Raw genomic sequence first — 21,798 nt, 5'->3', positions numbered from 1 at the left:
TCCAAGGTAGTCCTTCCCGCGTATCTGTTCTAGTGTGAAGGAGTCCGGGCATGCCGGACTGTTTGGGGAGTTACGAAGGCGTACAGGAGTCACCACATGCCGTTGAACAAAAAAGTCCTGGCCATTGTCCTCGCTGGCGGCGAGGGAAACCGGCTCATGCCACTGACGGCAGACCGGGCAAAACCTGCTGTGCCCTTTGCCGGCAGCTACCGCCTGATCGACTTTGCCCTGTCCAACCTGGTGAATTCGCGCTACCTGCAGATCGTTGTGCTCACCCAGTACAAATCGCACAGCCTTGACCGACATATATCCGAGACCTGGCGGATGTCCACCCAACTGGGCAACTACGTGGCATCCGTCCCGGCCCAACAGCGTGTAGGCAAGAGCTGGTTCCTGGGCAGCGCCAACGCCATCTACCAGTCCCTGAACCTGATCCACGACGCCAATCCCGACATCGTGGTGGTGGTCGGCGCAGACCACGTCTACCGCATGGACTTCGCCCAGATGGTTGACCAGCACGTCAAGAGCGGCGCCAAGGCCACCGTTGCCGCGGTGCGCCAGCCCTTGAGCATGGCCGACCAGTTCGGTGTGATCGAAGTGGACCAGGAAAACCCGCAAAAGATCGCCGCTTTTGTGGAGAAACCCGCCACCACACCGGGACTCGCCGCCGACCCCACACAGTTCCTGGCATCGATGGGCAACTACGTCTTCGACGCCGACGCCCTGGTGGAAGCACTCCACGTTGACGCCGAACGCCTGGACACCAAGCACGACATGGGCGGGGACATCATCCCCTACTTCGTTAACCAGGGTGACGCAGGAGTCTACGACTTCACCCTCAACGACATCCCCGGTTCCACCGAGCGTGACCGCACTTACTGGCGCGACGTCGGCACCATCGACTCCTTCTATGACGCCCACATGGACCTCATCTCCCCCCTTCCGGTCTTCAACCTGTACAACTCCGAGTGGCCCATCTACACCCGGCAGACCATTTCCCCGCCGGCAAAGTTCGTCCGCGGGCAGAAAAACACGGTCGGAACGGCGCTGGATTCGATCGTTTCCAACGGCGTGGTCATTTCCGGCGGCGTGGTGGAGGGCTCAGTGCTTTCCAACGACGTCTTTGTGGGAACCAGAAGTCGCGTGATCGACTCGGTGCTGATGGACAAGGTAAACGTCGGCGAGGGCGCCGTGATCAACCGGGCCATCATCGACAAATACGTCAAGATCCCGGCCGGTGCTGCGATTGGGCTGGATCCGGAGCTTGACCGCGCCAGGGGCTTCAAGGTGACCGAATCAGGAATCACCGTGCTGGCCAAGGGCCAGCAGGTGCCGGAACCTGGCGAGGAAGAGCTTGCCCTCTCGGCCCGGAACCTGCACCTGGTTCCCAACGCCGTCAAGGCTGCCACCGCCAACTATCCTGACCTGCGGGAATCCGTGGACCAGACCGCGGAGATCCACGCAAAAACGGCAGCGGAGGTTTCGCCCGGCGCCCGCCGTTCCTGACCCCGGCGTTCCTGACCCATTCATTCGTGGCCGGGCCGTCCCGGGCCGGCACCTGACGGGCGTCGGCCGGGCTGGCGTTCTTCAGGCTGTAAAATCGGTACAATGAGCTCCCCCGATTTAACGCCTGAGGAAATCCAGGCCTGCCTCAAGGTCTTGAACAGCATTCACGTCTACGACGAGGAACATCCGGACTTCGTCTCCGTGCGCCGTGCCACCGGGAAGATGTTCAAGGCCGTCAAGCGGCACCGCCGGGTCACCAAGCGCGACCTGATTTCCGAAGCCGACCGGGCGGTGCTGGCACAGACGGCAACCGCGGCTCCGGACCGGATCGACGACGAAACCCGCGGAAACAAGCTGGAGACGTCTGCCACCGGTAAGGTTGCCGGCCACCTCATCCGTTCACGCCCGTGCTACATCTGCAAGCAGCACTACACCCAGGTGGATGCGTTCTACCACCAGCTCTGCCCCGAGTGCGCGGCGTTCAGCCACACCAAGCGTGACGCCCGCACCGACCTCACGGGCCGGCGCGCCCTCCTGACCGGCGGACGGGCAAAAATCGGCATGTACATCGCCCTGCGCCTGTTGCGGGACGGTGCGCATACCACCATCACCACCCGTTTCCCCAAGGATGCTGCCCGCCGGTTCGCCGCCATGGAAGACAGCGCCGAATGGCTGCACCGGCTTCGGATCGTTGGCATCGACCTCCGCGACCCCTCCCAGGTGATGGCCCTGACCGACTCGATCGACGCTGCCGGCCCCCTGGACATCATCATCAACAACGCTGCCCAGACCGTTCGCCGCTCCGGCAACGCCTATAAGCCGCTGGTGGATGCCGAGGACGAGCCGCTTCCGGCAGCGCTGGAGCCTGGCAGCGGCGGGCCGGAACTGGTGACGTTTGGGCATGCCCATGACAAGCACCCCCTCGCGCTGGCCAGCAGCGTCACCGAGCACCCGGTACTGGCTGGAGATGCCATCACGTCCCTGGCATTGTCCACCGGCTCCGCATCTCTGGAGCGGATTGCGTCCGGAACCGCCATCGACGCCGGTGGACTCGTCCCCGACCTTGGCGCCATCAACAGCTGGACCCAGGTGGTGGACGAGGTAGACCCCCTGGAAATGCTGGAAGTTCAGCTCTGCAACGTCACGGCACCCTTCCTGTTGGTCAGCCGGCTGCGTCCGGCCATGAAGCGATCCACCGCGCACCGGAAGTACATCGTCAACGTCTCCGCCATGGAAGGCCAGTTCTCGCGCGCCTACAAGGGGCCCGGGCATCCGCACACCAACATGGCCAAGGCGGCGCTGAACATGATGACCCGGACCAGCGCGCAGGAAATGCTGGAATCCGACGGCATCCTGATGACCGCGGTGGACACGGGCTGGATCACCGACGAGCGCCCCCACGTCACCAAGGTCCGGCTGATGGAGGAAGGCTTCCACGCCCCGCTGGACCTCGTTGACGGAGCCGCGCGCGTCTACGATCCCATTGTGATGGGCGAAAAAGGCGAGGACCAGTATGGCGTTTTCCTGAAGGACTATAAGCCCAGTCCCTGGTAACGGGGACCGAACCCAGTCACTGGTGACAGGATCGGCACCCAGTCACTGGTGACAGGATCGGGACCCTGCCCCTACTGTCCTGCCTTGGCACTGTGGCGTAGGCTCACGGCATGAGCAGCGAGTCAATGTCAGAAGTGCACAGTTTGGATCACCGCGAGTGCTGGGACCTGTTGCGGACAGTCTCAGTCGGACGGCTGGCCGTCCTGGTGAACGGCCAGCCGGACATCTTTCCCATTAACTACACGGTCGACGGCGGGACGCTCGTGTTCCGCACCGGCGAAGGAACCAAACTGGCCGGTGCGTCCGGCGGCGCCCAGGTGGCATTGGAAGCCGATGGAGTAGATGCCGTGAGCGGGCTGGCCTGGAGCGTTGTGGCCAAGGGGCCGGCCGCGGTCATCACGGGCACAGAGGACATCCTGGATACCGCAGCCCTTTACCTGTTCCCGTGGCAGGCAGGAAAGAAGGACGCCTTCATCCGGATAAACCCGGACTCCATTACGGGACGGCGGTTCAAGGTCACCGCACCCATGACCTGGTGGACGCAACTCAGCGGCGCCGTCAGGACGGCCCCGGAGTAAGCCAGCCCGGTGCCGGGGCGCTGCTCCGCCAGACCGCCCCGTCAGGCGGAGCCAGAGGGATCCTAAGCGAGCCGGGTGATCTCCACGCTGACACTCAGCGCCGATCCCCCGCCGCCCGACAGAATGCCCTTCAAAGGCGGTACGTCACGGTAATCCCGGCCCTTGGCCACCGTGACGTGGTAATCGCCGGCCGGCTTGTGGTTGGTGGGGTCCCAGCTGCGCCATTGGCCGTCCCACCACTCAAGCCACGCATGCGACTGGCCGGCAACCGTTTCGCCAATGTCCGCCGTCGACCGCGGATGCAGGTAACCGGAAACGTAACGCGCCGGTATGCCGCAACTGCGCAAGGCCCCAATGGCAAGGTGGGCGAGGTCCTGGCAAACTCCCTGCCGCTGCCCCCACGCCTCTTCAGCATTGGTGGTGACGGCGGTGGAGCCTGACACATAGGTCATTTCGCCGCGCATCCATTCAAAGATGGCCAGGGCCGCCTCATGCGGGTTCTTGCCGGCCGCCACTTCCGGAATGATCCCCAACACCTCGGCGCCCGGGCCGCTCAGCTGAGACTGCGGGAGCCAGTCGCTGTACGTGTTCAGCGTCTCCGTGGAGGACAGCACGTCCCAGCCGGCAATGTCGGCGTCGGACGGAATCCTTTCCGCGCGGTGCACCTCAACCGTGCTGTTGGAAACCACCTCAAGGTGGTCATGCGGCATCTGCATGTCAAAGGCTGTGACCCTGGTGCCCCAGTAGTCCCGGTAGCTGCTCACGGCCGCCTGCGACGGCGAGACCTTGAGCACCGATTCGAGGACCACCTGCTGGGGGTCCGTCAGGGGCGTCACCCGGGCCTCGTTGTAGGACAGGGTGACCCGCTTGTTGTACTTGTACGCGGTCCTGTGGATGATGTTTAGCCGGGTCATGAAACTTCTCCCACCCAGGCCAGTTCGTCCGCCTGATTGAAGTACTTACGGGATATGGCGTCGGAGGCCTGCGAAACGGCCTTCTGCACGCGTTCCATGTGCTCGGGCAGTTCGGACATCAGGTCATCCGTCCGGTGGAATTCCAGGAAGGTCCTGGCCTGGCCCACGATGCGGCGGGCGTCGTTGATGAAGCCCACGCGCTGGGCCGAGGGGTCCAGTTTGGCCAGGCATTCGTCGGCGTCCCGCAGGGCATAGACGATGGAACGCGGAAACAGGCGGTCCAGCAGCAGGAACTCGGCGGCGTGCTGGTCCCCGAACGCGGCGCGGCGGGTCCGCAGGAACGATTCGTAGGCTCCGGCACAGCGCAGCATGTTGACCCAGGACATTCCTGCGGAGAGCACATCCCGGGTGGAGAGCATGCGTGCCGTCATGTCCGCCCGCTCCAGGGAACGGCCAAGCACCAGGAAGAGCCAGCTTTCATCATGGCTGACAGTGGTGTCTGCCAGTCCGCTGACCATGGCGGTCCGTTCCAGTGTCCAGTTGCAGAAACGGTATGTACCCACAACGTCCTTACGGTGCTGGCTAAGCCCGTAGTAGGTGGTGTTGAGGCTTTCCCACAGGCCGGACGACACTGTTTCGCGGGCGCGCCGGGCATTCTCGCGGGCAGCGCCGAGGGAACCTGCAATGGACGTCGCGCTTGTCTTGTCATAAGCCAGGGCATGGAGCAGCTCCGGCAGTCCGAAGTCGGCGCTGTCGGGCCGGGCGCCCATCACAGCGAGGAGTTCCTGCGCGACACTGCGTCGTTCGTCCATGGGAAGGTGGTTCAGGCGTTCGAGGTGCACATCCAGGATCCGGGCCGTACCGTCCGCCCGCTCGACATAGCGTCCGATCCAAAAAAGGGACTCAGCAATACGGCTAAGCATTCGCGGCTACCTCCTGCGCGTCCGGTACTTCGGTGATTTCTGGAAAGGGACCTCTGAACAACGGTGCGGCGTCGCGCTTCCGGGTCACTGCTGCTGCTCCGACTGGCGGTCGCGCCAATTGCTCTCCACTGGCCAGACGGAGACACGCTCCCGGATGGTGATGGACGGCCGCGGAATGGTTTCGACGGGGACCTGGGGTGAACCGGCCAGGACCCAGGTGTCCTTGGATCCGCCGCCCTGGCTGGAGTTGACGATCAGCGAACCCTCTTTCAGCGCCACCCTGGTGAGTCCGCCGGGCAGGACCCAGACGTTGTCGCCGTCGTTGACCGCGAAGGGGCGAAGATCCACGTGGCGGGGACCGAACTTGTCTCCGCTCAGGGTAGGCACGGTGGACAGCTGGAGCACCGGCTGCGCGATCCAGCCGCGGGGATCGGCGATGACCCGCTTGCGGAGGGCATCGAGCTCGTCCCGTGAGGCGTCAGGCCCGATCACCAGGCCCTTGCCGCCGGACCCGTCCACCGGCTTGACAACAAGCTCCGCGAGGTTGTCCAGGACGTACTCGCGGGCTTCCTTTTCCTCCAGCCGGAACGTGTCAACGTTCGCGATGACAGGTTCCTCGTTCAGGTAGTAGCGGATCAGGTCCGGGACGTAGCTGTACACAAGCTTGTCGTCTGCCACTCCGTTGCCCACGGCGTTGGCGATGGTCACGCCGCCCGCGCGGGCAGCATTGACCAGGCCAGGGCAGCCAAGCATGGAATCGGAGCGGAACTGCAGCGGGTCCAGGAATTCGTCGTCGATCCGTTTGTAGATCACGTCCACGCGCTGCTCGCCGGCGGTGGTACGCATGTAGACGCGGTTGCCGCGGCAGATAAGGTCACGCCCCTCCACCAGCTCCACGCCCATCAGGCCGGCCAGGAGGGTGTGCTCAAAGTAGGCGCTGTTGAAGACACCGGGAGTGAGGACCACCACGGTAGGATCGTCGACGCCGGACGGGGCGGTCTTTCGCAGGGCGGACAGCAGCCGGCGGGGGTACTCCTCCACGGGCCGGATGAGTTGCTGGCCGAACGCCTCCGGCAGGCCCTTGGCCATGGCGCGGCGGTTTTCCAGGACGTAGCTCACGCCGGAGGGGACCCGGACGTTGTCCTCGAGGACACGGAACGTGCCGGCGGCATCGCGGACGACGTCGATGCCCGAGATGTGAACCCGAACCCCGCCGGCCGGCTCAAAACCCTGCACCTGGCGGTGGAAGTGGGCGCTGGTGGTGACCAGCTGGCGGGGAATCACGCCGTCGGCCACCACGTTCATCTTGTCGTAAACGTCATCAAGGAAGGCTTCGAGGGCCCGGACCCGCTGGGCTACGCCGCCCTCCAGCACGTCCCATTCGTCAGCCGGAATTACGCGGGGAACGATGTCCAGCGGGAACGGCCGCTCCTCCCCCGCGAAGTCGAAGGTCACACCGCGGTCCAGGAACGTCCGCGCCATGGAATCGGCCCGCGCGCTGACGTCGGCGAGGGACAGCTTCTGCAGGGCATCCGCCACCTGGCCGTAGGAGTCACGGGGTTCCTGGCCGGGGGTGAACATCTCGTCGTAGGCGCCGGTTCTCCCGGCGGCCTCGGAGTAATCCTGGAATAGGTCTGACATTCCTTTAGCCAACCATCTTTTTGTTTCGAAAGCATTACTGCGATCCATTGTGGCGTGTTGGGACGGCATCGCGGGTTCGTGGAATCCGTGTCCTTTCCGGCAAAGTAGGTGAGTGGCAATGAACAGAAGCCGGCGCGACTCCCGAAAGGGGCCGGGCACCAGACAGCCGGGACTGCCGCACGCCCCTGCTGACCGTCTCCTGCCGGGCCTGCTGACCGCTGCCCTTTCCCTGGCAGCCGTCTTCACTGTCCATGCCCTGGTGCCTGTCCTCCCCGCCATGACCCTGGCCGTTGTCCTGGGCCTCCTCGCCGCCAACCTGCCCGGCACCGCGGTCTGGATCGCCGGCCGGGCCAGGCCGGGCCTTGACTTCGCCGGAAAACACTTCATGCGCGGCGGGATCGTCCTGCTGGGGCTCAAGGTCAGCATCATGGACATCCTGGGCCTGGGCTGGTTGGCCATGGTCCTGATCGCCGGCGTGGTGCTGGTGAGTTTCTGGGGCACCTACCTGATAGCCCGCCTCTTCCGGCTGCCGACCGAGACATCACTGCTGGTTGCCACCGGCTTTTCAATCTGCGGAGCCTCGGCAATCGGTGCCATGGCCGCCGTCCGACGGATCCGGCATGTGGACACCGTCCTTCCGGTGGCGCTGGTGACGCTGTGCGGAACACTCGCCATCGGGGTGCTGCCGCTGCTGGTGCACCCGCTGGCCCTGTCTCCCCTCGCCTTCGGCGCCTGGACAGGGGCCTCCGTGCACGACGTCGGCCAGGTGGTGGCCACGGCGCAGACTGCCGGCACAGCGGCCCTTGGCATCGCCGTCGTGGTCAAACTCACCAGGGTGCTGCTGCTGGCGCCTGTGGTGGCCGTGGCAGGACTGCAGCAGAGAGTGAGCACGGGGAGGCTGCGCCGAAGCGCCGGCGCGCAGAACCCGTCCGGGAGTGCCGCGGCCGGGCCGGTGTCACCGGAACTCGCCCTGCCGCCTATAGTGCCCCTGTTCGTGGTGGGGTTCGTGGCCATGGTGGCGCTTCGCTCGAGCGGCTGGCTGACCCCCGGCTGGCTCGAGGCCGGGGCGGGACTGCAGGACATCCTCCTGGGCGCGGCGCTGTTCGGGCTGGGCTCTGCGGTGCGGATCCGAACGCTGCTGCACACCGGTGGCCGGGCGTTGCTCGCAGCGCTTGCCGCGTGGCTCCTGATCGCGCTGCTGGGCCTCGGGGCTGCGCTGCTGATGACAGGCTAGGACTGGGGTTCAACGGTGGTTTATCAGCGTTGCCCGCATGATTAGATAGCGGAGTGCCACTTGAGAATCTGCAGCGCGCCGAAGCCGCCGAACGTTCAGCCCTGATCACCACCCACAGCTACGACATTTCCCTGGACGTGCGGCAGGCGGAGAACCCTGACGTGGCAGGGTATCCAAGCCGCAGTGTCATCAACTTCTCTGCGGCGGAGCCAGGCGGTTCCACCTTCCTGGACTTCATTGGCAGCGATGTGCACAGCGTTTTCCTCAACGGCAAAGGGTTGCCCGTGGCCCAGGTGGTGGACGGTTCCCGGATCCGGCTGGACAACCTGCAGGCAGAGAACCAGGTGACAGTGACCGGCACGGCCCTCTACAGCCGCTCCGGCGAAGGGATGCACCGCTTTGTTGATCCGGCCGACGGCCAGTGCTACCTGTACACCCAGTACGAACCGGCGGATGCCCGGCGCGTGTTTGCCAATTTTGAGCAGCCCGACCTCAAAGCCGAATTCACGTTCCACGTCATGGCGCCTTCCGGGTGGGAGGTGACCTCCAACGGTGCGGAGACGGCCCGAACCCAGCTCACCAGTGATCCCGCCACGAGCCGCTGGGATTTCGCACCCACCAAACCAATATCCACCTACATCACCTCCATCCTTGCCGGTCCGTACTTCAAAGCGGAGGACAGGTGGCAGGCAACGCTGGATGACGGTACCCAACTGGATGTTCCCCTGGCTCTATACTGCCGGGCGTCCATGGCGGAGTCCTTTGATGCTGCCGAGCTGTTCAAGCTGACCAAGAATGGGCTGGAGTTCTTCAACCGGCTCTTCGACTACCCCTATCCCTGGGGAAAGTACGATCAGGCCTTTGTCCCGGAGTACAACCTGGGCGCCATGGAAAACCCCGGGCTGGTGACGTTCACCGAAAGCTACGTTTTCACCTCACGCGCCACCGATTCCCAGTACCAGGCCCGGGCCAACACCCTGATGCACGAGATGGCCCACATGTGGTTCGGTGACCTGGTGACCATGCAGTGGTGGGACGACCTGTGGCTCAAGGAATCCTTCGCCGACTACATGGGGACACTTGGCGTGGACCGGGCCACCGGCTGGGACACCGCCTGGGTGGACTTTGCGAACAAACGGAAGGCGTGGGCCTACGTCCAGGACCAGCTGCCCACAACGCATCCGATCGTGGCCGACATCCCGGACCTGGAGGCGGCCAAGCAGAACTTTGACGGCATCACCTACGCCAAGGGCGCCTCGGTGCTCAAGCAATTGGTGGCCTACGTGGGCTTTGAAGCCTTCATCGCAGGTTCCCGGCAGTACTTCCGGGACCACGCATACGGCAACACGACGCTCGCGGACCTGCTGGAGGCGCTCAGTGCTTCCTCCGGCCGTGACCTGGCCGGGTGGGCAGCGCAGTGGCTGCAGACTTCAGGCATCTCCACCCTGTCCGTGGAGACCGGGGCGCACGACGGCGTCCTCGGCACAGTGGCCATCGTCCAGGACGCTGAGGACCCCGTCAGCGGACGCCAGGAATTCCGCCCGCACCGGCTCCGGCTGGGATTCTACGACTTCGCCACGGACGGCGCCCTGGTCCGGACAGAAAGTGTGGAAACGGATGTTGCCGGTGCCCGGACGGAACTACCAGAGCTTACGGGCCGCCCGGAACCTGCCCTCCTGCTGCTCAACGACGATGACCTCAGCTATGCCAAGGTACGGCTGGATCCGTTGTCTGAGGCCACCGTGCTGGAGTCGCTTGACCGAATCACGGATCCGATGGCCCGTGCACTCTGCTGGACAGCGCTGTGGAACTCTGCGCGCGACGGTGAAAGCCCTGCGACCCGGTACATTGAGGCCGTCCAGGCCTTCGGGCCTTCCGAAACGGGGATTGGCGTCCTGCTGAACATCCTCGACAACGCCTCGACCGCCGTCGAACGCTATGTTCCTCTGCACGAAAGGGACGCCGTCCGGGCAGCCTTCCTCACGGCAGTCAACACGCGGCTGGAAAGTGCCGCACCGGGTTCGGACCACCAGCTTGCATGGGCCCGCACCCTCGCGGCCGTCAGCCGCCATGACGCGGCCTTCCTTTCCACGCTCAGGGGCCTTCTGGATGGAACGGCTGTGGTGGAGGGCCTTGCAGTGGACGCAGAGCTGCGGTGGAACATCTGGCACGCCCTGGCGGCCAACGGAGAGGCAACACAGGCCTTGCTTGACGAGGAATTGGCCCGGGACACCACAGCCTCAGGCCGTGCCGGCCACGCGACGGCGCTCGCCGCCCGCCCCGATCCCGAGGTCAAGAAGTCTGCCTGGGACGCCGCCGTGCACGGAACGGAACTGTCCAACCAGCTCCTCAGCGCCACCATCACGGGCTTCAGTACTGCGCCTTCAGCCCTCCTGGAGCCCTATGTGGAGCCCTATTTCGAGTGCCTTCGCGGCGTGTGGGAAGACTGGAGCATCGAAATCGCCAGCCGGATCGTCCGGGGACTGTTTCCCCTGGCCCAGGATATGCCGCTGGACGGGAGCCGCCCCGACCAGCATCCGGTGGTGATCCGCACTGACGAGTGGCTGGACGGGAATGCGGACGCTCCGCCTGCCCTCCGGCGGATTGTCATCGAGCAGCGCAGCCACCTGCTCCGGGCGCTCACCGCGCAGGCCGCCGACGTGCATTCACCTGAGCCTTTGCCGTACCCCGCTGCGCAGTGAAGCCGGGGTTCGGTGCGCGGGGGCAGTCCCTGCGCAGCGAACCCGCAGGTCCACGCGCACTGACGGTTAGGGAACCCGGTTCAGCCATTCCGCGGTGCCGAACTTTGATGCCACGCGCTCCCGGGCAGCCGTGAGTTCCGCTTCGGTAAGTTCAGAAGGGGTGGCAGCATACCTTTCGGTGAAAACCTCCATCATGGCCGAGATGATCTCCGTGCGCGCCAGCCCCGTCTGCCGCCGGAGCGGATCAACGCGTTTTTTGGCGCTGCGCGTCCCCTTGTCCGAGAGCTTCTCCTTGCCGATGCGCAGCACTTCCACCATTTTGTCGGCGTCGATGTCATAGCTCATGGTCACGTGGTGAAGCATGCCGCCGTTGGCGAGGCGCTTCTGGGCTGCACCGCCGATCTTCCCCTGTTCCGTGGCGATATCGTTCAGCGGCACGTAGAAGGCGCTGATCCCGAGCTTCTCCAGGGCGGCCATCACCCAGGCATCAAGGAATGCGTAGGAGTCCGCGAAGCTGATGCCGTCCACCAGCGTCTGTGGAAGGTACAGGGAGTACGTGATGCAGTTGCCGGCTTCCATGAACATCGCTCCCCCGCCGCTGATCCTGCGGACCACGGTGATGCCGTGCCGGGAAACGCCGTCGGGGTCTATCTCATTGCGGACCGACTGGAAGCTGCCGATCACCACCGAGGGTTCCTCCCAGTCCCAGAAGCGCAGCGTGGGGTTGCGCCGGCCGGCGCCCACCTCCTCGGTCAGCACTTCGTCCAACGCGACGTTGATGTGTGTGGGCAGCACGGTGGGAGCGATGACGTTCCAGTGGTGGTCTGACCAGGACGTAGCCTTTGCCAGGGCGCGGCGGACAGTGACCGCCACAGCATCCGCGGAGAAGCCGAACAGGACGGCGCCCGGCGGCAGGGACGCTGACACGGCGGCGGACAGCTCTGCCGCCGTCGCCGTTTCGGGGAGCCCGGCCAGGGCCTGGTTCATGGCCGGCAGTGCGTCATCGGGCTCCAGGAAGAAATCCCCGCTGAGGGAGACGTTGGACAGGAAACCGTCCACGACGTCGAGATCCACCACCACCAGCTTGCCGCCGGGCACCTTGTACTCGCCGTGGCGGTTTGCTGCCGTTCCGGGAGAGGGGGGAACGGGGCGGGGCATAGGCTGCGTCATGGCTTCCATCCTGCCGCAGACAAAGGCGGAATGCAGAACCTGGAACGCAGAACGTGGAACGCAGAAGGTGGAACGCAGATCGAGTACGCAGAAAATGTACGCAGAACCTGAAACGCAGGAAGCCCGCACCGTTGCCGGTGCGGGCTTCCTAAGAACTTTGCGGGAAGTGAATTACTTCTTGCCGCCGAAGCCCTTGAAGCGAGCGTTGAAGCGCTCGACGCGGCCTGCAGAGTCCATGATGCGCTGCTTACCCGTGTAGAACGGGTGGGACTCGGAGGAGATTTCGACGTCGATGACCGGGTAGGTGTTACCGTCTTCCCACTCGATGGTCTTCTTGGAAGACACGGTGGACTTGGTCAGGAACTTGACGCCGGAAGCCAGGTCGTTGAAAACAACAGCTTCGTACTTCGGGTGGATATCAGACTTCATAATGGGACCTTTGTTCGCACAACTGGATTTTGCCAGTTGCCAGGTATGAATGGGATGGCCGCTTTCCGCGACGCAGATAAAGCATTGCGGCCAGCTACCAATAATAGCGGATCGTGGGGGTCCCCGCGAACCGCTTTCCTGCCTACTGCCGGGTCCGTAGCTCCCAAAAGGCCACGGCAGAGGCTGCGGCCACGTTGAGTGAGTCAACGCCTGCCCGCATGGGGATCTTGACAGCGAGGTCGACGGCGGCGAGAGTCTCCGCGCTCATGCCCGCGCCTTCGGTGCCCAGCACCAGGGCCAGCCGGGCCGGGTTGCGCGCGGCGAGTTCATCCACGTCCACGGCGTCGGGTGTTAATTCCATGGCGGCCACCGTGAAGCCGGCGTCCCTGAGAACGTTCAGGTCATGCGGCCAGCTTTCCAGCCGTGCCCACGGCACCTGGAAGACGGTGCCCATGCTGACCCGAACGCTCCTGCGGTAGAGCGGATCCCCGCACCGCGGCGAAATAAGCACCGCATCAATGTCCAAAGCGGCGGCGGACCGGAAAATGGCGCCCACGCTAGTAGGTACTGCAATATGCTCCCCAGACATGATTACAGCTACTGATAGTCCGTCAGGAAGATTCAGCAATGTGGAGTCGGTAGTTGTCGCGGGCGCGGTATCCGCGGACATCTCGACAGCGGGCGGCATCTATCACGTCAGGACGTCACTCCCGTCGCCAATGGATCGCACCATAGATGAGGGTGCGCTCAGAGTTTCCGCTGCCGTCCGCCTTCATGGTCTGGCACGCATTGCCCGCCCTCCTCGTCGTCCGACTACTGAGTGGGCTCGGCATTTGGCATGCTGACGGCAACCGCTACGGCGCACCTCACCGAGCTCTACAGCCGGGCACGACCGCGCTGGGGACCTCGCCGCGCCGAAGTGGTCTCGACTGCGGCCGACATCGGCGGCCTCGGCCTGGGGCCGCTGGCAAGCGGAGTCCTGGCCGAGTACGTTCCCTCGCCACTGTTCACCCCCTATTTCGTGTTCGCGCTCCTCCTCGTCATCGGGGCGCTGCTCCTGCTGGCCGTGCCGGAGACGGTCCAGGCTCCTGTCGGGCCGTGGGTGTACCGCCCTTAGGCGCGGAACAGCATCTGGGTGTAGAGCACGAAGACCGCGAAAACGATGGTGACGATGGGGTCATGTGGATGAGGAAGTCGGCTGAAGGCCAGTCCGGCGCGACCTGGCACCTCGAGTGCCTCGCAAACACCTTCTCGCCGACGAAGTCGGGCACGTTCGAGCAGCTCTTCCGCCCGTAGGTCAGGCGCAGACCGGGCGATAACCGGTCGGGCGGCCGCCCGACTGTACCTGCGCACCGGAGGATTCCCCGCGCAGCCGGCCAAGGCTACTATGAGTGCGTGCGAGGGCGCATCGAAGCCGACTATCTGGTGGTCGGCGCTGGGACAGCGGGGATGGTCTTCACCGACCGGATCCTCGCGCATTCGGATGCCACGGTCGCGATCGTCGATCGCCGGCACGCGCCCGGGGGACACTGGCAGGACGCATATCCGTTCGTTCGGCTGCACCAGCCCGCGAACCTCTACGGCGTCGAATCCGTGCCATTCGGAGCCGACAGGCGCGACGTCAGCGGCACGAACGCAGGCATGTACGAGCTGGCCGGCCCGAGCGAGATCTGCGCGCACTTCGAAGAGGCGATGACGCGGGTCTTCCTGCCGACCGGTCGTGTAGTCTACCTGCCCGAGTGCGAGTTCGTTGACGAGGGTCGGATCGTCTCCCGTCTGGACGGCCGCACCGTGCCCGTCACCGTGCGCCGCCGCGTGGTGGATGCGAGGTACCTCGAGGGCCGCATCCCCGCCACCTCCGCCCCGCCGTTCGCTGTGGCCGAGGGAGTCCGCTGCATCCCCACCGGTGGGCTAGCCCGACTCGCCCACCCGGCCGGACGCTTCACGGTGATCGGCGCGGGAAAGACCGCCCTCGACACGTGTGTGTGGCTTCTCGAGCGGGGTGTGGATCCCGCCGACGTCACGTGGATCAAACCGCGTGAGGGATGGTGGCCGAATCGACGCTACCTGCAGCCGCACGACCTTGTCGTCGACCAGTACGTCGCGAACGCCGCGCAGATCGAGGCCATGGCCCAAGCGACGACGGTTGACGATCTCTTCGCACGGCTCGACGAACAGGGAATCCTGCTGCGGGTCGATCCCTCGGTGCCACCCACAATGTTCCACGGCGCGATCGTCGGAGAAGCCGAGATCGCCCTCCTCCGGCGAATCGAGGATGTCGTCCGCCTCGGTCACGTGCGTACTGTCGAGCGCGACCGCATCATCCTCGACGACGGTATCATCCCCACGACACGCGACACGCTGCACCTCCACTGCGCGGCGTCGGGGCTCGTCCGGCCGCCACTCCGTCCGATCTTCGGGCCTGGCCGCATCACGCTTCAGCCGATGTTCTGGGGCACCGTCTCGTTCCAGTACGCGATGCTTGGCGTCGTCGAAGCCGAACTCCACGACGACGACCAGAAGAACGAGCTGTGCCGCCCGCTGCACCTCTGGGATCGGAATGTCGACTTCCTCATCTCCTACGCCGCGCTGATGGCGAACGCCCGGGCTCGCGGCCAGCATCCGGCCGTGTCCGCTTGGTCGCGCACGAGCCGACTGTATCCTTTCGCCGAGCTGGAGCGTTACGCCGACGACCCACGCCTCCCCGAGGCTCGCGGGCGCAGCCGAGCCCATGCCGCCGGAGCGCTCTCCAACCTCCCCCGGCTCATCGCCTCGGCGTGACCCGGCCATCGGCGGCCGGCGATCGCTGAGGGGCGGTGAGACTTGTGCTGCAGGCTCGAGACGAGACCGACGGCTGCGGCTTCGTGCCCGATGGGGCGGGATCCTCACGTTGTTGATGTGTGGTTGGTGGGCTTTGTATGCTCGCCGTCACCCAGGGGTGCCGGGTGTGGCTTTGGCGGGTCAGCCGGAAGGGTGGCTTGAAAGGATTGGCCGGCCGGGCTGCCACGGCCTTGCCCTCGTTGCCGTCGACGGGCACGAATTCGGGGTCTTCGCCCCGGAGCTGAAGATGTAGTCCAGCGCGATCGAGTCTGCCCGGATCGGGATCGCTCCGGGTCCCGTGTCGTCGCCGGTCCGATTGGAGCCGTTGTCGTCGTCGTCTCACGTCCCCGACGTCCGGCCGTCGTCGATCGTGCCGGTCCACACGACGCGGTACGCGTCCTCGTCGCTGCGGTGCACAGCAGGCGGCCCCTGTGGCCAAACCCAAGCAGGATGTCGGTCATGGCCTGAGTACCAGTCCGGGCCACCGGGGCCTGGCACCGCACCGCCCAGAGCCACAGAATCAAGACCCATGTGTGGATTCATAGTTCGCCCCAGACACCGCAGTGAGGTGGGTCCAGTTGCCGAGACGTCGTGACCGAATCGAATCATGCGACTTCCGGCCAAGCCACTACCGCGTCGCATAGAAAGCGACGGCCGACGAGGCAGCGACATTGAGAGAGTCCACGCCGTTCATCATCGGGATGGTGACCCGCCGGTCGAGCACCCGATCCGTCTCCGGGGTAAGCCCCTCCCCCTCAGTACCGAAGACCAGCGCTAGGTTCTCATGGTCCTCGGCGACCAGCTCGTCCAGCGTGATCGCCCCCTCCCCCAGCGTCATCCCCGCCAAGACATAGCCAGCCTCCTTCAGCAGCCCGACGTCCTCGGGCCATGACTCGATCCGCGTCCACGGCACCTGGAACACCGTGCCCATGGACACTCGGATCGAGCGGCGGTAAAGGGGGTCGGCGCACTGCGGCGTCACCAGCACGGCATCGACGCCGATCGCCGCGGCGCTGCGAAAAACCGCGCCTACGTTTGTATGATCAGTCAGATTTTCAAGCACTGCGATCCTCGAACGCCCTCGTCTCTCAGGATCGACGCCCGACATTTTGGAACACCCGACGTTGGTGTGGTCCACAATGTCCTCCAGGACTGCCACCCGCCGCGCGCCTGCGAGCAGTTCCGCAAGCGGGACGGGCGCCGGGCGCTGCATCGCCGCCATGGCGCCGCGGTGCAGGTGGAAGCCGGTGATTTCCTCCAGCAGTGCCGCACTGCCGATGAAAGCCGGGACGTCCGGATAGGAGCCGAGGATGTCCTGCAGGTCATCAAGCCACTTCTCCGCGAGGAAAAAGGAACGCGGCGTGTGGCCCGCCGCCAGTGCCCGGCGCAGCACGCGGGAGGACTCCGCTATGTACATACCCTCGGCGGGCTCGCGTAGTTTTCGCAGGTGCACATCCGTCAGCTGTGTGTAGTCCGAGACACGGGGATCCCCGGCGGACTCAAGGTAGTGGATTGTCACCGGTTGATTATTTCAGCAGATTGGCAATCATAAAGCCCAGCGCCATCAGGCCGAGCGCGAAGATAATCCCCCGCAGCACGGCGGGCGACAGGCGCCTGCCGACCCTCGAGCCCAGGAGTCCCCCCACCGTGGAGCTGACGGCGATCAGGAGCACCACCAGCCAGTTGATCCGGTCAAAGGCGAACAGCAGGTAGGAGACGGCCGCGACGAAGTTCACGCCCAGAACCAGGATGTTCTTCATGGCGTTGGCGTTCTGGATGGTTCCGGTCAGGAATATCCCCAGGATGCCAACCAGCAGGATTCCCTGGGCCGCGACAAAATACCCGCCATATACGCCGGCGAGGTAGACCAGCACCACCAGGAGAAACCCATGGCGCTTGTCCCGAATGGCATGCTCAGGATTCACCTCGCGGTTGAGCACCCAGGACTGCAGCCGCGGCTGGAAAAGGACCATAAGAAGGGCCATGACCAGCAGCACAGGGGCCACGAAGTGGAAGACCCTCTCCGGGAGGTGGAGGAGCAGCCAGGCTCCGGAGATCCCTCCCAGCAACGAGGCCGGCAGCAGCCTGAGCAGTTGCCTGCCGCGGCCCGTGAGTTCACGGCGGTAGCCCCACGCGCCGGCGGCGGTGCCGGCCACCAGGCCCATGGCGTTGCTCATGGATGCCACAACGGGAGTGACGCCGAGGGCGATCAGCACCGGGAAGGTCACCAGGGTGCCGGACCCTACGACGGCGTTGATGGTGCCTGCCCAGAGGCCGGCGAAGGTCACAAAGGTACTGCTGAGAAGGTCCACCTGAGGTTGCCGCCGCCGGTTTAGCGGCGGGCGGTGGCGGTGTAGCGGCCCCCGGTGACGGTGACGTCAAGGTCCAGCCCGAAAGTCTGGCTCAGGTGGGCGGCGGTCAGCACGTCGGCGATGGGTCCGGCGGCCACAACATTCGCGTCGCGGAGCAGCATGGCATGGGTGAATCCGGGCGGGACCTCTTCAAGGTGGTGGGTGACCAGGACGATGGCCGGCGCCGACTCGTCCTGGGCCAGCTCACTGAGGCGGTGCACCAGGTCTTCGCGCCCGCCAAGGTCCAGGCCGGCGGCCGGCTCGTCGAGGAGCAGAAGTTCCGGATCTGTCATCAGGGCACGGGCGATCTGCACACGCTTGCGCTCACCTTCGGACAGGGAGGCGAAGGGCCGGTTGAGCAGCGGTCCCATGCCCCATTCGTTCAGCAGGGTGAAGGCCCGGCGTTCGTCGTCGCGCTCATAGCCCTCACGCCAGCGGCCGGTTACGCCATAGGCGGCCGTCACCACAACGTTGAGGACTTTCTCATGCTCGGGGATCTGGTTGGCCAGCGCGGCGGAGGAGAGCCCAATGCGGGGACGGAGCTCAAACACGTCCACAGCACCCAGGATTTCCTCCAGGATGCCGGCCATGCCGCTGGTCGGATGAAGCCGCGCGGCAGCAATCTGAAGGAGCGTGGTCTTGCCGGCGCCGTTGGGGCCCAGGATGACCCAACGCTCGCCCTCCTTGACCTGCCAGTCCACCTTGTTCAGAAGCGTTTTGGCTCCACGGACAACGCTGACGGCGGCCAATTCAAGAACTTCACTCATAGGAGTAGACACTAGGACAAAACGCGGGCGGACTGATAACTGATACCCGACGACTGCAGGGGAAGTCCGGGGCAGGCGCAAACGGCGCAACGAATTCGGACAGGACTCCCCCGCTGGCTAAGATTGCAGCCATGACTTCGAACGTGACTGCGGTCAGCTACGGCCTCAAACTGACCCCAGGGGAGCTGGAACAGCTGCGTTCCCTCCTGATCGAAAACGGTGCATCCGTTCACGACGAATCCCGTGCCGCGGACAGCCGGTATGAGGTTCACACCGCGGAACTGGGCCTCCCGGAGGCTACCCATGCCGGCATCGCCGCCCTGCGGAGGGCCGTGGCAGGAGCCTCAGAGGACGGACCGGAGAGGGCCATGGACACCGCGATTGTGCCGTCGGGGTTGCGAAATGCTCCCCGCAAGCTGCTGATCATGGATGTTGACTCAACGCTGATCCAGCAGGAAGTCATTGAGCTCCTTGCGGCCTATGCAGGCAAGCGGGAGGAAGTCGCCGCGGTGACAGAAGCCGCCATGCGCGGCGAACTTGATTTCGCACAGAGCCTGCATGCCAGGGTTGCCGTCCTCGCCGGCCTCCCGTCGGACGTCGTCGACGCCGTCCGCAGGGAAGTGAAGCTGAGCGCGGGAGCTGCCGAACTGGTGGCTGCCTTCAAGGCCGCCGGTCACGTCGTCGCCGTCGTTTCCGGCGGGTTCAACCAGATCCTGGAGCCGATCGCCGACGAACTGGGGCTGGACTACTGGATGGCCAATGAGCTCGAAATCGTCGACGGTGCCTTGACCGGCAAAGTGCTCGGGGCGGTCATTGACCGGGCCGCCAAGGAAAAATACCTGCGCGAATGGGCCGCGGCCGAGGGCATCCCGATGGAGCACACCATCGCCGTGGGCGATGGCGCCAACGACCTGGACATGCTGGGTGCCGCAGGAATAGGCGTTGCCTTCAACGCCAAGCCCGCGGTTCGCGCCGTTGCTGATTCGGCGATCAACATGCCGTACCTTGACGCCGTGCGCCACATCGCGGGCGTTTGACGGACAAAAACGAGGTGGCGTTTGGCGGCAGTGTTCATGCAGAACACTGCCGCCAAAATCCCTCCGAAGGTCTACTCAGCCCTCCGTGACCGTGCTTACTTGACGCTCTTGCCGAAGTAGTCGGCACCGCCCGCGTATTCAGTGTGGCCGGACTCCACGTCTGCGGTGGCCATGCCGGCCACCACTTCAGCGAACTCTTCCACTGAATACAGCTTGCCGGCCTCTGCACGGCGTGCCTCGATGGCGCCCGGGCTGGAACGGTCCAGGAGGGTGGCGGTGACCGTGCCCTCGATCATGTCGCCTGACACCACCACCAGGGAGATGCCCTTTTCAGCCAGGTTCGGCAAAAGTTCACGGAGCGCATCTTCCCCCGCGCGCTTGCTGCGGGCGACCGGCTCGTATTCCGGCATGGTGGGGACGGAATTGATGAAGTGGGCCTGGTGGCTGGTCACGAAGACTACGCGGGAGCCTTCCTTCATCAGGGGCACTGCGGCATTGAGCATGTTGACCTGGGCGTCGCGGTTGAGCTTGAGCGCGTAGTCATCTTCCATGCCGGACTCCATGCCGCCGGATGCATTGAGCACCAGGACATCAAGTGACCCAAAGTTCTCCATGGCCGCGCTGGCCAGCGCCTGCACGCCTTCCCGGGTGGTGAGATCTGCGCCCACCGCCACGGCGCGGCCGCCGGCGGCTTCGATGCCAGCCACAACCTTGTTGGCGCGGGGCGCCTTCTGACGGTAGTTAACAACGACGGCGGCACCCTCGGCAGCGAGGTTTTTGGCCACTTCGGCGCCAATTCCGCGCGAGGATCCGGTCACGATGGCTGTTTTGTTGTCCAGCAGTCCCACAGGTACTTCCTTTGTTCGAAACGTCTAAATATGTCTAGGCCTGCAGTCCATCATGCCAGCGCAGGACTCCATTACGCTTGTTCAAGCCCAACAAAGAAGCCCCGGCCGGCTAGTTGCCGGCCCGTCGGCAGGCGTAGGCTGCCGCCATGCCTAGGTGCCATAAAGATGCAGGGCCGCAGCCTTGACTGGAGCGCATGGCGTTGATTCCAGCCCGGAGGAGCTCTTTCAATCGTCCCCGGACGGGCTGGAACTGTACCGTGCAGCGCACCGCCTGATCACCACCACCGTGGAGGCCACCGTACGAACGACCGCCAGCCAGGTGGCGTTCCGCCGTCGGCGTGGCTTTGCCTATGTGTGGAATCCGCGCCGCCATCTCAGTACCGATGTTCCCGCGGTGCTTTCCCTTGCGCTGCCCCGGCGGGTCGATTCGCCCAGATTCAAGGAAATCGTCCACCCGTCCCCCACGGTATGGATGCACCACCTGGAGCTCCGCCGGGCGGATCAACTTGACGCCGAGGTGGCTGACTGGATCCGGGAGGCGCACGGCGCCGCGGAATGAGCCGCGCGCTAGTGGCCCATGCCCAATCCGCCGTCCACCGGAATGACTGCTCCGGAGATGTACGCTGCCTCGTCGCTGGAAATCCAGCGGACAACGTTGGCAACCTCGGAGGCGTCGGCAAAGCGTCCGGCAGGAACCTTGGAGAGGTAGTCCTTTTGGGTTGCCTCGTTCAATTCAGCGGTCATGTCCGTATTGATAAAGCCCGGCGCCACAACGTTGGCCGTGATTCCGCGGGAGCCCAGTTCACGGGTGAGCGAGCGGGCGATGCCCACCAGCCCCGCCTTGGACGCCGAGTAGTTGATCTGGCCCGGGGCTCCGTACAGTCCGGAAACGGATGAGATGAGGACCACTCGGCCCTTCCGCATCCGGATCATGCCCTTGGAGGCGCGCTTGATGACGCGGAATGCCCCGGTGAGGTTGGTATCGATCACCGAGGTGAAGTCGTCCTCGCTCATACGCAGCAACAGCATGTCCTTCGTGATGCCTGCGTTGGCCACCAGGACCTCGACCGGGCCGTGGGCGGCTTCCACCTCGGAGAAGGCAACATCCACGGAGGCCTCGTCCGTCACATCGGCTTTGACGCCCAGGATCCCCGCCGGAAGCTGCGACTCGCTCCGGTAGGTCACTGCCACCTTGTCGCCGTTGGCGAGGAACGCCTCGGCGATGGCCAGACCGATTCCGCGGTTGCCTCCGGTGATCAGGACGCTGCGGGCCGCGGTAACTGCTTCAGACATTAAACGCTCCGGGATTCTGCGGCATGCTGGG

At 64.9% G+C, this 21,798-nt stretch carries 20 protein-coding genes and 1 pseudogene; 9 read left to right on the top strand and 12 right to left on the bottom strand.

Going from position 1 to position 21,798, the window contains the following annotated elements:
• Positions 1 to 96: 96 nt before the first annotated feature.
• The 3 genes from glgC to F8G81_RS12975 all read left to right on the top strand — a co-directional run bounded on the left by glgC (position 97) and on the right by F8G81_RS12975 (position 3,638).
• Positions 97 to 1,506, top strand: coding sequence for a glucose-1-phosphate adenylyltransferase (glgC, locus tag F8G81_RS12985; RefSeq protein WP_267275147.1), 1,410 nt, complete (start codon positions 97 to 99; stop codon positions 1,504 to 1,506).
• A gap of 102 nt (positions 1,507 to 1,608) precedes the next feature.
• The gene (locus F8G81_RS12980; RefSeq protein ID WP_267275146.1) at positions 1,609 to 3,060 is read left to right on the top strand and encodes an SDR family NAD(P)-dependent oxidoreductase; all 1,452 of its coding nucleotides are present in this window, start codon (positions 1,609 to 1,611) and stop codon (positions 3,058 to 3,060) included.
• 110 nt (positions 3,061 to 3,170) lie between these two features.
• A complete protein-coding gene (locus F8G81_RS12975; protein WP_267275145.1) occupies positions 3,171 to 3,638 on the top strand; it encodes a pyridoxamine 5'-phosphate oxidase family protein in 468 nt (155 codons plus the stop codon).
• Between the two features lie 62 nt (positions 3,639 to 3,700).
• Here the strand turns inward: F8G81_RS12975 and F8G81_RS12970 are convergent, their stop codons facing one another.
• The 3 genes from F8G81_RS12970 to F8G81_RS12960 all read right to left on the bottom strand — a co-directional run bounded on the left by F8G81_RS12970 (position 3,701) and on the right by F8G81_RS12960 (position 7,116).
• Positions 3,701 to 4,552 carry a transglutaminase family protein gene (locus F8G81_RS12970; protein ID WP_267275144.1) on the bottom strand — a complete coding sequence of 284 codons (852 nt, stop codon included), beginning with the start codon at positions 4,550 to 4,552 and terminating at the stop codon, positions 3,701 to 3,703.
• On the bottom strand, positions 4,549 to 5,475 hold the full coding sequence (locus F8G81_RS12965) for an alpha-E domain-containing protein (RefSeq protein ID WP_267275143.1): 927 nt from the start codon (positions 5,473 to 5,475) through the stop codon (positions 4,549 to 4,551). The genes F8G81_RS12970 and F8G81_RS12965 overlap by 4 nt, the downstream gene beginning before the upstream one ends.
• Before the next feature lie 84 nt (positions 5,476 to 5,559).
• Complete coding sequence (locus F8G81_RS12960; protein WP_267275142.1) at positions 5,560 to 7,116, bottom strand: circularly permuted type 2 ATP-grasp protein; 1,557 nt, start codon at positions 7,114 to 7,116, stop codon at positions 5,560 to 5,562.
• A 118-nt stretch (positions 7,117 to 7,234) separates the two neighbouring features.
• On the opposite strand from F8G81_RS12960, the gene F8G81_RS12955 reads away from it, so the two are divergent.
• A complete protein-coding gene (locus F8G81_RS12955; RefSeq protein WP_267275141.1) occupies positions 7,235 to 8,350 on the top strand; it encodes a YeiH family protein in 1,116 nt (371 codons plus the stop codon).
• A 53-nt stretch (positions 8,351 to 8,403) separates the two neighbouring features.
• Positions 8,404 to 11,052 (top strand): aminopeptidase N, encoded by a 2,649-nt coding sequence (pepN, locus tag F8G81_RS12950; protein WP_267275140.1) that lies wholly within the window; start codon positions 8,404 to 8,406, stop codon positions 11,050 to 11,052.
• A gap of 66 nt (positions 11,053 to 11,118) precedes the next feature.
• On the opposite strand, the gene F8G81_RS12945 is transcribed toward pepN, so the two are convergent.
• From F8G81_RS12945 to F8G81_RS12935, 3 genes and pseudogenes are all read right to left on the bottom strand, one after another.
• Positions 11,119 to 12,222, bottom strand: a complete 1,104-nt coding sequence (locus F8G81_RS12945) for a lipoate--protein ligase family protein (RefSeq protein WP_267275139.1) — start codon at positions 12,220 to 12,222, stop codon at positions 11,119 to 11,121.
• A gap of 171 nt (positions 12,223 to 12,393) precedes the next feature.
• Positions 12,394 to 12,651: a type B 50S ribosomal protein L31 gene (locus F8G81_RS12940; protein WP_028267311.1), complete on the bottom strand. Its 258-nt coding sequence runs from the start codon at positions 12,649 to 12,651 to the stop codon at positions 12,394 to 12,396.
• Positions 12,652 to 12,793: 142 nt separating this feature from the next.
• A pseudogene (locus F8G81_RS12935) lies at positions 12,794 to 13,216 on the bottom strand (TrmH family RNA methyltransferase); the annotation flags it as partial.
• A 273-nt stretch (positions 13,217 to 13,489) separates the two neighbouring features.
• Between F8G81_RS12935 and F8G81_RS12930 the strand changes: the two are divergent.
• Both F8G81_RS12930 and F8G81_RS12925 read left to right on the top strand, forming a co-directional pair.
• On the top strand, positions 13,490 to 13,768 hold the full coding sequence (locus tag F8G81_RS12930) for a hypothetical protein (protein WP_267275138.1): 279 nt from the start codon (positions 13,490 to 13,492) through the stop codon (positions 13,766 to 13,768).
• 278 nt (positions 13,769 to 14,046) lie between these two features.
• Positions 14,047 to 15,432, top strand: coding sequence for an NAD(P)-binding protein (locus F8G81_RS12925; protein WP_267275137.1), 1,386 nt, complete (start codon positions 14,047 to 14,049; stop codon positions 15,430 to 15,432).
• 378 nt (positions 15,433 to 15,810) lie between these two features.
• Here the strand turns inward: F8G81_RS12925 and F8G81_RS12920 are convergent, their stop codons facing one another.
• The 4 genes from F8G81_RS12920 to F8G81_RS12905 all read right to left on the bottom strand — a co-directional run bounded on the left by F8G81_RS12920 (position 15,811) and on the right by F8G81_RS12905 (position 18,589).
• Complete coding sequence (locus F8G81_RS12920; protein ID WP_267275136.1) at positions 15,811 to 16,002, bottom strand: hypothetical protein; 192 nt, start codon at positions 16,000 to 16,002, stop codon at positions 15,811 to 15,813.
• A gap of 97 nt (positions 16,003 to 16,099) precedes the next feature.
• Positions 16,100 to 16,990, bottom strand: a complete 891-nt coding sequence (locus tag F8G81_RS12915) for a TrmH family RNA methyltransferase (RefSeq protein WP_267275135.1) — start codon at positions 16,988 to 16,990, stop codon at positions 16,100 to 16,102.
• Positions 16,991 to 16,997: 7 nt separating this feature from the next.
• Positions 16,998 to 17,783 carry a sulfite exporter TauE/SafE family protein gene (locus F8G81_RS12910; protein ID WP_267275134.1) on the bottom strand — a complete coding sequence of 262 codons (786 nt, stop codon included), beginning with the start codon at positions 17,781 to 17,783 and terminating at the stop codon, positions 16,998 to 17,000.
• Positions 17,784 to 17,803: 20 nt separating this feature from the next.
• The gene (locus F8G81_RS12905) at positions 17,804 to 18,589 is read right to left on the bottom strand and encodes an ABC transporter ATP-binding protein (protein ID WP_267275133.1); all 786 of its coding nucleotides are present in this window, start codon (positions 18,587 to 18,589) and stop codon (positions 17,804 to 17,806) included.
• A gap of 131 nt (positions 18,590 to 18,720) precedes the next feature.
• On the opposite strand from F8G81_RS12905, the gene serB reads away from it, so the two are divergent.
• Positions 18,721 to 19,626 (top strand): phosphoserine phosphatase SerB, encoded by a 906-nt coding sequence (gene serB / locus F8G81_RS12900; protein WP_267275132.1) that lies wholly within the window; start codon positions 18,721 to 18,723, stop codon positions 19,624 to 19,626.
• A 95-nt stretch (positions 19,627 to 19,721) separates the two neighbouring features.
• Here the strand turns inward: serB and F8G81_RS12895 are convergent, their stop codons facing one another.
• Positions 19,722 to 20,474 (bottom strand): SDR family oxidoreductase, encoded by a 753-nt coding sequence (locus tag F8G81_RS12895; RefSeq protein WP_267275131.1) that lies wholly within the window; start codon positions 20,472 to 20,474, stop codon positions 19,722 to 19,724.
• 181 nt (positions 20,475 to 20,655) lie between these two features.
• Here F8G81_RS12895 and F8G81_RS12890 point away from each other — a divergent pair, with 181 nt between their 5' ends.
• Entirely contained in the window at positions 20,656 to 21,033 is a 378-nt protein-coding gene (locus F8G81_RS12890) for a DUF5655 domain-containing protein (protein WP_267275130.1), read from the top strand.
• An 8-nt stretch (positions 21,034 to 21,041) separates the two neighbouring features.
• On the opposite strand, the gene fabG is transcribed toward F8G81_RS12890, so the two are convergent.
• Positions 21,042 to 21,767: a 3-oxoacyl-ACP reductase FabG gene (gene fabG, locus F8G81_RS12885; RefSeq protein ID WP_267275129.1), complete on the bottom strand. Its 726-nt coding sequence runs from the start codon at positions 21,765 to 21,767 to the stop codon at positions 21,042 to 21,044.
• Positions 21,768 to 21,798 lie beyond the last annotated feature (31 nt).

Source organism: Arthrobacter sp. CDRTa11, assembly GCF_026427775.1.
In the GTDB taxonomy this organism is placed as follows: domain Bacteria; phylum Actinomycetota; class Actinomycetes; order Actinomycetales; family Micrococcaceae; genus Arthrobacter.
This window is presented reverse-complemented; position numbering and strand designations above follow the sequence as displayed.